Below are 14,674 nucleotides of genomic sequence, written 5' to 3'. Positions count from 1 at the left end.
AGAATCGGTAACCATCATGACTCTTCATCATTACCGATTCTACATTCAAAAAGATCACGATTTGGTTATTTAGCCCTATTTTTGTCAATGGTGACAGAAGATAAATAATTAAGTAATGCAATATCGTTATCTACACCCAGTTTTAGCATGGCTGATTTTTTCTGACTGCTTATCGTCTTAATACTACGATTGAGTTTTTTAGCGATATCGGTAACAAGAAAACCTTCGGCAAATAAACGCAAAACTTCACTCTCTTTAGGCGATAAACGCTTATCCCCATAGCCATTCGCATTTACCTTTTCCAGTAACTTAGAAACACTTTCAGGGGTAAATTGTTTCCCCTTCTGCAACGCAGAAAGTGCTTTAGGTAAATCGGTTGGGGCGCCTTGCTTTAAAACGATGCCCTCAATATCCAGCTCCAATATCGCGCTTAAAATAGCCGGATTATTGTTCATGGTCAGGACAATAACTGAAAGCTCAGGATAATGGCGTTTAATATATTTTATTAGCGTGATGCCATCACCATATTTATCCCCTGGCATTGACAAATCGGTTATCAAAACATCGGCTTCTATATGCGGCAAACTATTAATGAGTGTAGTTGAATTTTCAAATTCGCCGACCACATTAATCCACTCGATTTGTTCAAGTGACTTACGGATGCCAAACAAAACAATGGGATGGTCATCGGCGATAATGACGTTAAGGTTCTTCATATTGTTGGTTACCTTGCTGCAGCAGCTTTGTGACAAAGGAATCAATGAGGCTGATGCTCTTTTTAATTTCTACTTCATTATTGTCTGCTATGTGTTTTTCCAACGCCTCACATGATGACCTGAGAAACTTTAAATCTAGCATAGCAAACGCACCCTTAAGGCGGTGTACCGTTTGCGAAAGTGATATCCAATCATGTTGTTCTATATGAGAATACAGTTTAGTCATATCCATAGGTATTGTCTCTATAAATAATTTTCTGTACTCACTGTTAGCTAATTGAATCTGATCACTTTTTAGAAGGTGGTAGATATGACTATCAAGTGAGTCAATATTTTTAGCAAGATCACATGCTGGTTCAGCAATTTTAGATGTTTCTTTGGGTTCTTCATCCAAACTGGCATTTTCTTCAATCAGAAACGAAATAGCATTGAGAAAGTCATCGACAAAATTGTAATTACACTGCACGACGCCAGGTGCTAACTGCTTAAACCCGGTTAAACTGCCCACGAGTAACAGTGTGGGCCTTTCCTCTGTGTGCGGTTTATCTGTGAGGATAATATCGTATCGTTCTGTGATGTTCTCTTTTCTTTTATTAACGTACTCTGCACCATAATGATTAAGGTAAGTATGGATGATTTTTTTAATCTCAGGGTTATTAATATCCATTAAAATTTTAACCCCGGCCAAAATCTGAGGTACTTTGCCATTTTCATCATCATATTGGGGCAAAAGTAAGTTGATGACATAATGCGTTCCCAACCCCAACTTACTTTTAATATCAAGGCTACCGCCCATTTTTTTGCACAACTGATTACATAAATAAAAAGCCATACCGGAATGAGTCGAATATTTATCTTCTGCTAATGGGTTCAAAAAGGGGAAGTTCAAACTCATCAAATCCCGTTCACTTAAACCGGCACCACTATCCACTAACTCAATTTTAATATGGTTGTCATATTGACCTGAACGATTAACAATCAAGGATATTTTGCCATAACTGGTCGTGGTGATAGCATAATTAAATAATAATGAAACGATTTTACTTACTGCGACACCATCCCCCATAAATAAAGTTTCAGGCGGAATATTAAAGTGATAATAAACCATCAACCCTTTGAGATTGAATGTCGGTAAAAAGGCTTGCAGAATATCTTCCAATCGTGATGACAGCGAAAACACGTCGTTTTCCGGCTGCCAATTCCCCGATTCTAACGCATTGAGCAATGCAACATCTTCAATCCATTCAGCAATATATGCCGATTTTACCAATAATTTATCCAGGAGGTCTTGTTCATTGTCATCTGATGATAATTGCTTCAGTTGAGTCGCAATCTCGTTGACACAACTCATGGGATCTTTTATTTCATGATGAATATTTGACAGGATAACCTGCCTGATCTGAAGATTTTTATCATATTCCCGATGAGCCAATTGCAATCGTTTATTCGCCATAATTTCCTGATCTTTATCTTGTAATAAGAAGAGACAGGTGTCAGGTAATAAACTATTGCTATACATTTTTACATCATAAATCGCTTCATTAATGGCGGTTTGAATTAGGCCATGATGTTGTTGCGCCATCGCCCTCACTTTATTCAACTCCAGATAAGGCATGAGTTTTTTGGCGGCTTTATTACTTGTCACTAACTCATTTGCGGCGAAATCATACACTATCACACCAACAGAAATATTGGAGATAATATCACGATTCAACGCCTCCTTAATTTGCAACTCCAGGCTCATCGCGGCATTTGGCGCAATATATCGCCTGCGGATATAAACTAACCCACTCAACGAAAACAGGAAAAAAAGTAATATTGACAGTAGAAGCCAGACATTTCTGAACAATAAATCTACAATTAATACCTTCAACGGAACTTGATAAATCAATGTATACGGCATAATATTAAGCGGCTGAGAAAATTCCAGCCAAAAACCATTCAATGAAACCTCTAACTTCTCAAGCTTCTTTGGTTCCTCATATTCATATTCGTTGATGACATTATTTGCCTGCAAACGGAAATTTGCGGGTGACATATCAACCGGTAAGAGGTTATTAATGGGTAAATCAAATGCAATAACCGTGGTGACTTGCCCGGCTGCATTAAATGCCGCTTTATAGGTATAAAAATAAATATTTTCATCGCGTAATACATTGATGAATGAAATGCTCTCTTTTTCATCTAATGTGATGGATTGATCCAACATATCAATACGCCTGCTGCCAGGGTTCTTGATAAGATAACTATCCTGAAATCGGATTCCGGGTTTTATAACCGAATGCGTGGTTATCAACAGCAGGTTATTTTCTCTTCCATTGAGATAATACATCGACAAATATTCATTATGGGATCCCCAGAGGATATCCAGATAACTCGATAAACGCTGAGCGAGTTGAATCGTCGGGTTGTTATATTGACCAAAAATAATGGCATCAACGGACTGATGACGATCTTCTAACCAATAAACATCGGGACGCGACTTAAACAAGGGTGTTTTCTCCTGAGGGGAGTCTGGCAGAGTATTTGACAATTTGAAGATATGATTTGCATGGTAACGATAATCTTTAATCTGCAATCTCATCTTCGCGGCTACGCTACTGATAGCATATTTTTTCTCCATCAACCAAATATCAAAATAGTTATACCCGAATAAAAAGAGAGACGTAAAAAGCAAAATAACAAATAACACGTAAAAACGCAGAATCGCGGATGGCTTGATAGGGGGTTGTTTATACATTCTTTGAATGATTGCCTTTTGTATGGAGATATTTTGATTAATTCTACATCAATCCGTCGGTTAATAAGCCGATTTATTGAACTGAATACGAGCAGTCTCACAAATGGAAAGCGCATTGCAGATCGAATATTAGGCAAACAGTAAAAAAATACAATTTTTTCTCTTCCGGGGCTAGACACACCCAAAAGATATAGGCATAATCTCGCGCCATGGAAGGATGGCCGAGCGGTCGAAGGCAGCGGTCTTGAAAACCGCCGATGGGAAACCATCCTAGAGTTCGAATCTCTATCCTTCCGCCAAATTTCGCCGGCTTAGCTCAGTTGGTAGAGCAACTGACTTGTAATCAGTAGGTCACCAGTTCGACTCCGGTAGCCGGCACCATATAAGAACCCGTTATCTCTCAACCAGATAGCGGGTTTTTTCTTTTTGTGTTTTCCCAAGGCGCAATGGGGATATCGTCTTACCATTGCAATCAACGTCTATCCACCGATTTCCTGTCGTGCACTCAATAGTCAGTCTCCCTTCTTGAACCCGTGTGACAACCCTGTCATAAATCACCTGACTGTGTATTACCACGATAAAGCCGTTTACGCGATATAACTCATATCATTTAAATAAAATGATGATTTATATCTTAATAAAATTTACATATCACCATAAAAGTCATAACGTAAATGGGAATATTGACGTTTGGGTTATTCTTCTGTTGGAGTATGGATATGTTAACAGAAAGAGGGATATCTTTACCTTTTGTACTTGTTGCTTCACTGCTGGCTGGGTGCATTGAAGTTGATATGTCTATTCCCAGTTTTCCTGATATAGCAGCCAGCTTTGGGGTCGCTGAAGGGGATATACAACGCACCATCACTTATAACTTTCTAGGATTTGTATTTGGTGCGTTGCTTTATGGCCCGCTATCCGAGTCGTTTGGACGACGTAAGATCATGTTGTTTGGTGGTTGCGTCATGCTGTTGGGGGCGCTGGGCTGCACCTATGCGAATTCGATCGAACTCTTGATGTTGTCCCGTTTTGTACAAGGGCTGGGCGCTTGTACCCCTGTTGTCGTTGTGTATGCCATTATTGCGGATCGTTATCAAGGCGCAACTATGTACAGTATGATCGGCTTAGTCAACGCGTGTATCTCAATTTTTATGTCCCTGGCTCCGCTTGCCGGCGGGTGGATCAACGAACATTGGGGTTGGCGTGGTAATTACGCCGTCGTTGCGACGATTACTGCTGCGGTATTACTGCTCGAACTGCTTTTCTTACCTGAAACGAAGAAAGAAAAAACGCCGTTGGATATCAAAGGTATCGCCAGGAACTATGTTCAATTGACGATGAGTTTTCGTTTTATGCGGCTTTCGCTGATACCTTCACTGTTATTCGCCGCTTATATGGTGTTCATTGCATCAAGTGCTTTCCTGTACCGTGAAACGTTTTCCCTGTCGTTATCAGCATTTGTGATGCACTTCTTTATTATCGTGGCATCATTCTCGCTGCCAAGCCTATTTTCTACCCGAATGATCGCCCTGTTTGGCGGGGAGCAACGGGCTGAAAAAATTGGGATGTTTTTAGCCATTACCAGTATTCTATCGCTTCTTATCGCCAATACGCCCTGGGCTATCACGGTGCTCATGAGTTTGTTCTGTTTTGGGTTTGCTATCTGTTATCCGACGCTATTTGCTCGCTCCATGGGCGTTTATCCTGAAATATATGGTGTCGCGGCTTCTTATATTATGAGTTTGCGTTCTTTGTTAGTCGTCATGGTGACGGGTATTGCCAGTTATGTTTTCATTGGACGCCCCGAAGAAATGAGTTATGTCATGGCTAGCGTCGTGGGAATCGTGCTGCTGCTATCGGTAATGAGTTTCACGGCCGCCCCAAGTAAAAGGCATTGACGGGGCTATCGTCGCCATTGATGGCAAAACAATGCGCCGTGAGCTCGATAAAACCAACCGCACGGCGGCATCCCATCGAGTCGGTATCTTTGGCGCTCAGAATGGCAAATAATAGTGCCCAATAGAAATCGGCGTCATGAGGCGGCCTCATGTTGATGTGCGTATCATCGAAGCCGCCAACATAACCTCAGTTATCCACGATAATTGTCAGGCACACAACCATGCAGGTGCCCACCAATTGTCCTGGACGCATTTGCCTATACAAGCAAAATACTCTGCATCTGTTTGAAAAGGACTACAAATAAGGGCACTGACCTGAATAGGCGTAAATAGAAAATAAGACGAACATAATGCGATAGCGATGTATCTTTTCATCTTTCTTACCCTCTGTTATTACACAGATTATTTTTCACAACATCAATGAATCAATTTAATGAATTGATATATCAATGAATCTGACTTGGTTTGATAGACAAACAAACATTCATCTTTGTCAGACGAAAAATAATACATATACTAGATAATACTAAATTGAAATTATTTCAATCATTATGTTTATTGTAAAAAGAAATAACACATTAATTGGTTATACATTTTAAGACGCACCTCAACAATAAAGGCAGAGTACCTTCTTTGATATGCTAAAAACAGTCGTGAAAATAAGGCACTAAGCGTTCTTAATCGGTTTATCTGTGCTTGCTCCTTCTTTTTTCTCTTGTTTTAACCTCCGCCATAACGTTGTCCGGCTAATTCCCAAATATTCCGCTGCGGCACGTCGATTGCCCGAAAAACGCGCCACAATATCATGTACTGTAATATCATGTTGATCGATATTATGCGCTGAAAATATCGTATTAATAGGAGGAAGCGACTTCTTCTGCGCGGTTTGCCGATAATTCTCTATCGCAGCCATTTCGATCTGACGCTCAGGTGAAAGCGATAAAATTAATGCCGGTGTCAAACCCTGTTCAGGATGCGCACTTAAATACAGTGCGATCCGTTCCATCAAGTTACGTAGTTCACGGACATTTCCCGGCCAATGATAGTCTTGCAACACGCCATAACATTCAGCCAGCTCCTGCATTCTTACCGCTGAAACGGGTGAATTCAGCGCAGCGAAAGCCCGTTGTAAATATTCGATTGCCAACAAACCAATGTCATTTCCCCTTTCCCGCAATGCCGGTACATTGATCCGCAGAACACTCAAACGGTAGAACAAATCAGCCCGAAAACGCCCTTCCCTGACCCAGGTATCCAAATCACAATGTGTGGCACAAATAATCCGAACATCCACTGCAATCGGGCGATATCCACCCACTCTGACAACGGATTTTTCTTCCAAGACTCTTAATAACCGGGTTTGCAAAAGTAATGGCATTTCACCAATTTCATCCAGAAATAATGTCCCTCTGTGCGCAATTTCAAATAAACCGGCACGTCCACCACGTTGTGATCCTGTAAAAGCGCCTTCCTCATAGCCAAACAGTTCAGCCTCCAGCAAAGATTCAGCAATCGCACCACAGTTAACCGCAACAAATGGCCGTGGATGTTTGCCCGCCAACTGCCTATAACGCAATGTATATTCATGATGAATCGCCTGCGCCACCAGCTCTTTTCCCGTACCACTTTCCCCCTGGATCAACACCGTGGCCGTCGAACGGGAATACAACATAATCGTATTGCGGACATGTTCTACCGCCACCGAATGGCCTCTGATATCTCTGATGGTGTGACGTGTGCGCAGCTTATCTTCGGCAGGATAAGGTGAAACCACTGCCTGACTGAGTTTGGTCATGCGTGCCATCTCTAATGCATCGTGAAATGCCTGCCGAATAGAATCCGCAGAATAGACAAAAACCCCCACCAGCCCGGCTTCATAAGCAAGATCCGTAATCAACCCTGCCCCTACAATCACTTTGATGCCCAGCGCTTTCAGGGCATTCACCTGCGCTCTGGCATCTTCCTCTGTCACATAACTGCGTTGCGCAATGCGCAAATGAAAACGTTGCTGAAACGCTTCCAGTGCCGGCAACGTATTCTGATACGTAATGACCCCGATTCGGGAACTGATCTGCCGGGCGCGCGCCAATGCCTGCATAAAATCAAATCCGCTGGCTTTAGCCAGAATCACCGGCACCGATAATCGACTTTTTAAATAGGCGCCATTCGATCCGGCACAAATGACGGCATCACAGCGCTCTGTTTCCAGCCGCTTACGAATATGCTGAACCGCCTGCTCAAACCCCAACTGAATCGGTGTGATATCAACCTGATGATCAAATTCCGGCGTGATATCACGAAAAAGATCAAACAGCCTGGAAACCGAAACCGTCCAGATCACCGGCCTATTATTATCACGTTCCCCCGCGTGCCCTGATGCCATCTTTCCTCCCGTCGCTTTTGTCATACGTTTATCGGATATCCACTGAGCTTGCCGTTTCATCGGCAAAATTTGAAACATCAACAAAACATAAATGAAACATAATGAATTCACCATGAAACATGCATACAGAGTATAGTCAATCACTAAACAGTGATTTCAAAACAACCAGATAACCAAAATAAATATTTAATAACAATCAATTATGTGAATCATTTCTATTCCACCCCCCATTTTTTAATTTTTGGCACAAACCTTGCCTGAATAATCACTACAAACAAAAATATTTCATTTTAATAACAACGGGGTGACGTATGGCGTTTTCTTCCGCAGGTTTGGCTTTTCGTCAAGCAATAGAAGCCGAATCACCGTTACAAGTCGTTGGAACCATCAACGCAAATCATGCATTGCTGGCAAAACGGGCAGGCTATAAGGCCATTTACCTTTCCGGGGGAGGCGTTGCGGCCAGTTCACTCGGATTACCCGATTTGGGCATTTCTACCTTGGATGATGTGTTGGTTGATATCCGTCGCATCACTGATGTCTGTGACTTACCACTGCTTGTTGACGCCGATATTGGATTTGGCGCTTCAGCCTTTAATGTAGCTCGCACCCTTCGTTCTATTATTAAAGCAGGCGCTGCGGGGATGCATATTGAAGATCAGGTTGGGGCTAAACGTTGCGGCCATCGTCCCAATAAAGAAATTGTGTCCAAACAGGAGATGGTCGACCGGATTAAGGCCGCCGTTGATGCCCGCACCGATGACAATTTTGTCATTATGGCTCGCACGGATGCCCTGGCAGTCGAAGGATTGGATGCGACGCTGGACAGAGCTACTGCCTATATTGAAGCCGGCGCAGATATGCTATTTCCAGAAGCCATCACCGAGTTACAGATGTATCAGGCATTTGCCTCCAGAACACAGGTTCCGATTTTAGCGAATATTACCGAATTCGGCGCAACACCGCTTTTTACCCTTGAAGAATTAAAGCGTGTCAACGTTGCCATCGCCCTGTATCCCCTCTCCGCATTCCGGGCGATGAATAAAGCTGCCGAACAGGTCTATACCGCTCTGCGTCGGGAAGGTACACAAAAGAACGTCATCAATATGATGCAAACCCGTCATGAACTTTATGAAAGCATCAACTACTACGATTTTGAGCGAAAACTGGATGCCCTGTTTTCCCCAAAAAAACAGCAGAGGTGATATACATGAGTAAAGAGAATAGAACAACGGGAGTCCCTGAATTTGAATCAACGCCATCCAGCGCCAAAAAATCCGTTGCTTTGTCGGGGGTTACCGCAGGCAACACAGCGCTGTGTACTGTCGGCAAAAATGGCCGTGATTTACATTATCGTGGCTATAATATCCTCGATTTAGCCGCTCATTGTCAGTTTGAAGAGATCGCTTATCTCCTCATTCACGGTAAACTGCCTTCCCGCGCAGAATTAACTGGCTACAAGAACAAATTGAAGTCTTTGCGAGGCCTACCCAATAGCGTGAAAGCCGCATTGGAAACACTGCCGGCGGCGGCACATCCGATGGATGTTATGCGCACCGGCGTGTCTGTCCTGGGCTGTACGTTGCCGGAAAAAGAAGATCACAACCTCGCCGGCGCCCGCGATATTGCAGATCGCTTACTCGCCTCTCTTAACTCAATTCTGCTTTACTGGTATCACTACAGCCATCATGGCCGCCGCATTCATGTTGAAACGGACGATGATTCCATTGGCGGGCACTTCCTGCATCTTCTGCACGATCAGAAGCCGTGTGTATCATGGGAAAACGCCATGCACACGTCGCTGATCCTGTACGCCGAACATGAATTTAACGCATCGACCTTTACCAGCCGAGTCATTGCCGGCACGGGATCGGATATTTACTCCGCCATTATCGGCGGGATTGGTGCCCTGCGCGGGCCAAAGCACGGTGGAGCCAATGAGGTTTCATTCGACATCCAGCAACGCTATGACTCGCCCGCAGAGGCGGAAGCCGATATTCTTGCCCGTTTGGAAAGAAAGGAAGTCATCATCGGTTTCGGCCATCCGGTTTACACCGTTTCCGATCCCCGTCATGAAGTGATTAAAAACATTGCCCGGCAACTTTCCCTGGAAGCCGGGGCAACCCGGATGTATGAGATTGCCGATCGGGTTGAATCTGTCATGTGGGATAACAAGAAAATGTTCCCGAACCTCGATTGGTTTTCTGCGGTGTCCTATCACATGATGGGCATTCCTACCGCCATGTTCACACCGCTGTTTGTCATTGCCCGAACGTCTGGGTGGTCCGCTCACATCATTGAACAACGCACGGATAACAAAATTATCCGGCCATCAGCGCATTATACCGGCCCGGAAAACCAGGCATTTATCCCGATCGAGCAGCGTTAATCACCCCGCTGAGTGGTCACCGGATTAACACGTCACCGGATTAACACATAAAACACGTTACATAAAACTCGTTACATAAAACAAATACAAAAAACAGCTTAAGGATTGATTATGTCTACCTCTGTTGTTAACCACCGCCCTGAATATGATCATGTGATTGTGGATATTGTGGATTATGTGATGGATTACACCATCACCTCCCCGATTGCTTATGCCACCGCTCACCACTGCCTGATAGATACTTTGGGTTGTGGCCTGGAAGCACTGGAATATCCCGCCTGTACAAAACTGCTGGGACCGATCGTGCCGGGAACAACCGTACCCAATGGCGCCCGCGTGCCGGGTACCCAATTCCAGCTCGATCCTGTTCAGGCTGCGTTCAACATTGGCACCATGATCCGCTGGCTCGACTTCAACGATACCTGGCTGGCGGCAGAATGGGGGCATCCTTCCGATAATCTTGGCGGCATACTGGCTACCGCCGACTGGCTGTCAAGAAAGGCCGTTGCCCGCGGGGAAAAACCGTTAACCATGTGGGATGTCTTGACCGCCATGATTAAGGCACATGAAATTCAAGGCTGTCTGGCACTGGAAAATGCTTTCAATAAAGTCGGATTGGATCATGTTGTTCTGGTCAAAGTGGCTTCCACCGCGGTGGTTGCCCACATGTTAGGGCTAAATCGTGAAGAAATATTAAGTGCGGTTTCATTAGCCTGGGTTGATGGTCAATCCTTAAGAACCTATCGTCATGCACCCAACACTGGCTCGCGCAAATCCTGGGCCGCAGGCGACGCCACTTCCCGAGCGGTGCGTCTGGCATTGATGGCACAAAAAGGGGAAATGGGGTATCCCTCGGCATTGACGGCCAAAACCTGGGGATTTTATGACGTCCTGTTCAACGGGCAACCCTTCCGCTTCCAGCGCCCCTATGGATCGTATGTCATGGAAAATGTGCTGTTCAAAATTTCTTTCCCGGCCGAATTCCATTCACAAACCGCCGTCGAGGCCGCTATGCATCTGCATCAACAACTGAAAGAACAGGGCAGACACATTGACGATATTGCCAAAATCACTATTCGTACACATGAAGCCTGTATCAGAATCATTGATAAACAGGGCGCATTGAATAACCCTGCCGACCGGGATCACTGCATTCAATATATGGTTGCTATCCCGTTGATTTTTGGTCGCCTGACGGCGGCGGATTATGAGGATGAGATCGCCGCCGATCCACGCATTGACGCCTTACGGGAAAAAATCGTTTGCGTCGAAGACCCTGACTTTAGCCGGGATTATCATGATCCCGAAAAACGTTCCATTGCCAATGCATTGACGCTGACTTTTACCGATGGCACGCAACTGGATGAAGTGAAAGTCGAGTTTCCGATTGGGCACGCTCGCCGCCGTGGAGAGGGTATCCCGTTATTAGAAGAAAAATTCAGGATCAATCTGGCGCGTCGCTTTCCGGCAGAGCAACAACAAAAGATCTTAGCGGAATCGCTTGATCTCATGTCACTGCGAAATATTCCCGTCAACAAGTATCTCGATTTGTATGTTATATAATCTATATACCCCATTAATTTCAAGTTGCCTCGGCACGGTGACCTCAGCCTCATAAAATTGCAACTTGGGAGATAACAGACATGGTGATCGGCGGCGCTGGCTCTCGGCGCCGCCCTGCACTGACATGTGCCAGGAGAGATTATGTCATTCCAACATTTCTATCAGCATTCGATTGACGATCCCAATGCTTTTTGGGCCGAACAGTCCAAACGAATATACTGGCAGCAACCTTTTGAACACGCGTTGGATTATAGCCATCCCCCGTTTGCCCGTTGGTTTTGTGGCGGAAAAACCAATCTCTGTTATAACGCCCTGGATCGCTGGCTGGAAAGTCAACCTGACGCGAAAGCACTCATTACCATTTCGACTGAAACCCATCGCGAACAAGTTTTCACTTATCGACAATTACATCAGGAAGTGAATAGTGCGGCCGCTATTTTGTTGTCTCTCGGCGTGAAAAAAGGCGATCGCGTGGTGATTTATATGCCGATGGTGGCCGAAGCGCTGTTTATTTTACTGGCCTGTGCCCGTATTGGTGCAATTCATTCCGTGGTCTTCGGCGGTTTCGCTTCCCACAGTCTCGCCACCCGGTTAGATAATGCCGAACCCGTTTTAGTCGTTTCTGCGGATGCGGGTTCACGGGGTGGTAGAATTATCCCCTATAAACCTTTGCTGGATGAAGCCATTGCACTGGCTAAGCACACGCCACGCCATGTATTGATGGTCGATCGCGGGCTGTCTGACATTCATTGGGTAGATGGCAGAGATGTGAATTTTGCCACATTACGGCAAAAGTATCTTAATGCGAAAGTGCCCGTGACATGGCTGGAATCCAATGAAACCTCCTGTGTGCTTTATACCTCCGGGACGACCGGCACCCCGAAAGGCGTTCAGCGTGATGTCGGTGGTTATGCTGTGGCGCTGGCAACATCAATGGACGTGATTTTTGGTGGTAAAGCGGGCAGCGTTTTCTTTTGTACGTCGGATATTGGTTGGGTGGTCGGACACTCTTATATTGTTTATGCGCCACTGATTGCTGGCATGGCAACGGTGATGTATGAAGGGCTTCCGATACGCCCGGATGCTGGCATTTGGTGGCAGATTGTCGAAAAATACCGGGTGACCAGGATGTTTTCAGCCCCTACCGCAATTCGCGTCCTGAAAAAATACCCGACAGATTGCATCGCCCAATATGATATTTCATCGCTCGAAACGCTCTATTTAGCGGGAGAGCCGCTTGATGAGCATACCGCCCGTTGGATCACGGAAGCCATTCATGTCCCGGTGATTGATAATTACTGGCAAACGGAAACAGGCTGGCCAATTATGGCAATCGCACGGCGTTTGGATAACCGGCCAGGTCGTTTTGGTAGTACCGGGTTTCCTATGTATGGTTTTAACGTCAAACTGATCAACGAAATAACCGGACAGGAATGCGGCGCGAATGAAAAAGGCATGCTGGTGATTAAAGGCCCATTACCTCCAGGCTGTATCCAGACGATTTATGGCGATGATCCCCGTTTTATCAACACTTACTGGAAACACACTGACCAACTGGTCTATTCGACATTTGACTGGGGACTCCGCGACAGCGACGGTTACTATTTTATTTTGGGGCGCTCAGACGATGTCATTAACGTTTCCGGCCACCGCCTGGGTACCCGAGAAATCGAAGAGTGCATAACCAGCCATGAAGATGTGGCAGAGGTTGCTGTCATTGGTGTTAAAGATGAGATTAAGGGGCAGGCCGCCATTGCGTTTGCGGTGCTCAAAGCAGGACGGGAAATCCAAAATGCTGACCATTTCGCGGCATTGGAAACAGCACTCATGGCATTGGTGGATAAAAAAATCGGCAGTGTTGGACGGCCGGCACGGATCTATTTTGTCAGCCAATTGCCCAAAACCCGTTCAGGAAAAATGTTGCGTCGAACGATGCAGGCAATTTGTGAAGGACGCGAACCGAGTGACATCGCACTGATTGAAAATCCGGCTTCATTGGACGTCATTAAAAAGGCCGTTTCCCAATAACGTTCAGGTCGCCCTGCATTAGCCCTTATGCTCTGGATTAACTGACGCCTCTCCACCGGAAATTTTTTTACACAATCACGCTTTTGTTTAACCCCTATTTAATGTCATTGCGTTACTCTTCACATGTACTACATTTTCCCAGCTACTTTTACCCATTCAGCTCCGTCCCAACACGGAGCTTCTTTTTTTACCCGGTCAACGTTTAACCACTGCCAAGTATCAGTGCGGGATCTCGAAACTCGAAATAATGTCACTCATGGACGATCTCAGGTTCTGTTATTGCAGATGCCAGCCATTCCACCATCGCAGGATGTTTTAACATACGATCAATCCACCCCTGACTCAGCGCAGAAAATTTCAACCCATAGGTTTGAGCTCGGAAAACCACCGGAGCATAAAACGCATCAACCGCCGTGAATTTATCACCCGCCAACCATTCACCACCAAACTGAGTTAATCCTTCTGTCCAAAGGGCATCGATTCGCGCAATATCATGCTGCAATGCCGGTGTCATTTCATCCAATTCCTTCCGCACAGCACAGTTCATTGGACAAGTCTGACGCAATGTCATAAAACCCGCGTGCATTTCCGCCGCCGCACTCCTCGCCCATGCTCTCGCTGTTTTCTCTGACGGCCAGACTTGTGCATATTCTTCAGCCAGATATTCCACAATAGCCAACGAATCCCAAACGGTTGTTTTTCCATCAATCAGGCAAGGAACCAGCCCGGTAGGCGAAAAAGCTTTGAATTTTTCATAACTACTTTTGTTATTCTCAAAATAACACTGCTGTTCGTTAAAAGGAATATCCAGCGCCTTGAGCAAAATCCACGGACGCAATGACCAGGAAGAATAATTTTTATTGGCTATCCACAATGTGTACATCGTATTTTTCTCTGTCATGATTCAATGAATGGGGGATCAATGGATAAATGATCCATGTTCTCGTGGTAAACACG

9 protein-coding genes and 2 tRNA genes are annotated in these 14,674 nt (G+C 45.1%); 7 read left to right on the top strand and 4 right to left on the bottom strand.

Features of this window, described 5'->3' with window-relative positions:
• Positions 1 to 65: 65 nt before the first annotated feature.
• Both rcsB and rcsD read right to left on the bottom strand, forming a co-directional pair.
• The gene (rcsB, locus tag XPG1_RS03830; protein WP_045957902.1) at positions 66 to 716 is read right to left on the bottom strand and encodes a response regulator transcription factor RcsB; all 651 of its coding nucleotides are present in this window, start codon (positions 714 to 716) and stop codon (positions 66 to 68) included.
• A complete protein-coding gene (rcsD, locus tag XPG1_RS03825; protein WP_045957901.1) occupies positions 703 to 3,456 on the bottom strand; it encodes a phosphotransferase RcsD in 2,754 nt (917 codons plus the stop codon). Before rcsD ends, rcsB begins: the two co-directional genes overlap by 14 nt.
• A 211-nt stretch (positions 3,457 to 3,667) precedes the next feature.
• On the opposite strand from rcsD, the gene XPG1_RS03820 reads away from it, so the two are divergent.
• The 3 genes from XPG1_RS03820 (at position 3,668) to XPG1_RS03810 (ending at position 5,354) form a co-directional block, all read left to right on the top strand.
• A tRNA-Ser gene (locus tag XPG1_RS03820) sits at positions 3,668 to 3,755 on the top strand.
• 6 nt (positions 3,756 to 3,761) lie between these two features.
• Positions 3,762 to 3,837: transfer RNA gene (locus XPG1_RS03815), tRNA-Thr, on the top strand.
• A 338-nt stretch (positions 3,838 to 4,175) separates the two neighbouring features.
• Positions 4,176 to 5,354, top strand: coding sequence for an MFS transporter (locus XPG1_RS03810; protein WP_052708236.1), 1,179 nt, complete (start codon positions 4,176 to 4,178; stop codon positions 5,352 to 5,354).
• A 667-nt stretch (positions 5,355 to 6,021) separates the two neighbouring features.
• On the opposite strand, the gene prpR is transcribed toward XPG1_RS03810, so the two are convergent.
• Positions 6,022 to 7,737, bottom strand: coding sequence for a propionate catabolism operon regulatory protein PrpR (gene prpR, locus XPG1_RS03805; protein WP_045960391.1), 1,716 nt, complete (start codon positions 7,735 to 7,737; stop codon positions 6,022 to 6,024).
• Positions 7,738 to 8,048: 311 nt separating this feature from the next.
• On the opposite strand from prpR, the gene prpB reads away from it, so the two are divergent.
• The 4 genes from prpB (at position 8,049) to XPG1_RS03785 (ending at position 13,717) form a co-directional block, all read left to right on the top strand.
• The gene (gene prpB, locus XPG1_RS03800; RefSeq protein ID WP_045957900.1) at positions 8,049 to 8,942 is read left to right on the top strand and encodes a methylisocitrate lyase; all 894 of its coding nucleotides are present in this window, start codon (positions 8,049 to 8,051) and stop codon (positions 8,940 to 8,942) included.
• A 5-nt stretch (positions 8,943 to 8,947) separates the two neighbouring features.
• Positions 8,948 to 10,126 carry a bifunctional 2-methylcitrate synthase/citrate synthase gene (gene prpC / locus XPG1_RS03795; RefSeq protein ID WP_045957899.1) on the top strand — a complete coding sequence of 393 codons (1,179 nt, stop codon included), beginning with the start codon at positions 8,948 to 8,950 and terminating at the stop codon, positions 10,124 to 10,126.
• A gap of 111 nt (positions 10,127 to 10,237) precedes the next feature.
• The gene (locus tag XPG1_RS03790) at positions 10,238 to 11,689 is read left to right on the top strand and encodes a bifunctional 2-methylcitrate dehydratase/aconitate hydratase (protein ID WP_045957898.1); all 1,452 of its coding nucleotides are present in this window, start codon (positions 10,238 to 10,240) and stop codon (positions 11,687 to 11,689) included.
• Positions 11,690 to 11,830: 141 nt separating this feature from the next.
• Positions 11,831 to 13,717 carry a propionate--CoA ligase gene (locus tag XPG1_RS03785; protein WP_045957897.1) on the top strand — a complete coding sequence of 629 codons (1,887 nt, stop codon included), beginning with the start codon at positions 11,831 to 11,833 and terminating at the stop codon, positions 13,715 to 13,717.
• Positions 13,718 to 13,967: 250 nt separating this feature from the next.
• On the opposite strand, the gene XPG1_RS03780 is transcribed toward XPG1_RS03785, so the two are convergent.
• On the bottom strand, positions 13,968 to 14,600 hold the full coding sequence (locus tag XPG1_RS03780) for a glutathione S-transferase family protein (protein ID WP_045957896.1): 633 nt from the start codon (positions 14,598 to 14,600) through the stop codon (positions 13,968 to 13,970).
• Positions 14,601 to 14,674: the final 74 nt, after the last annotated feature.

It is taken from the genome of Xenorhabdus poinarii G6, assembly GCF_000968175.1.
Taxonomy (GTDB): Bacteria; Pseudomonadota; Gammaproteobacteria; order Enterobacterales; family Enterobacteriaceae; genus Xenorhabdus; species Xenorhabdus poinarii.
This window is presented reverse-complemented; position numbering and strand designations above follow the sequence as displayed.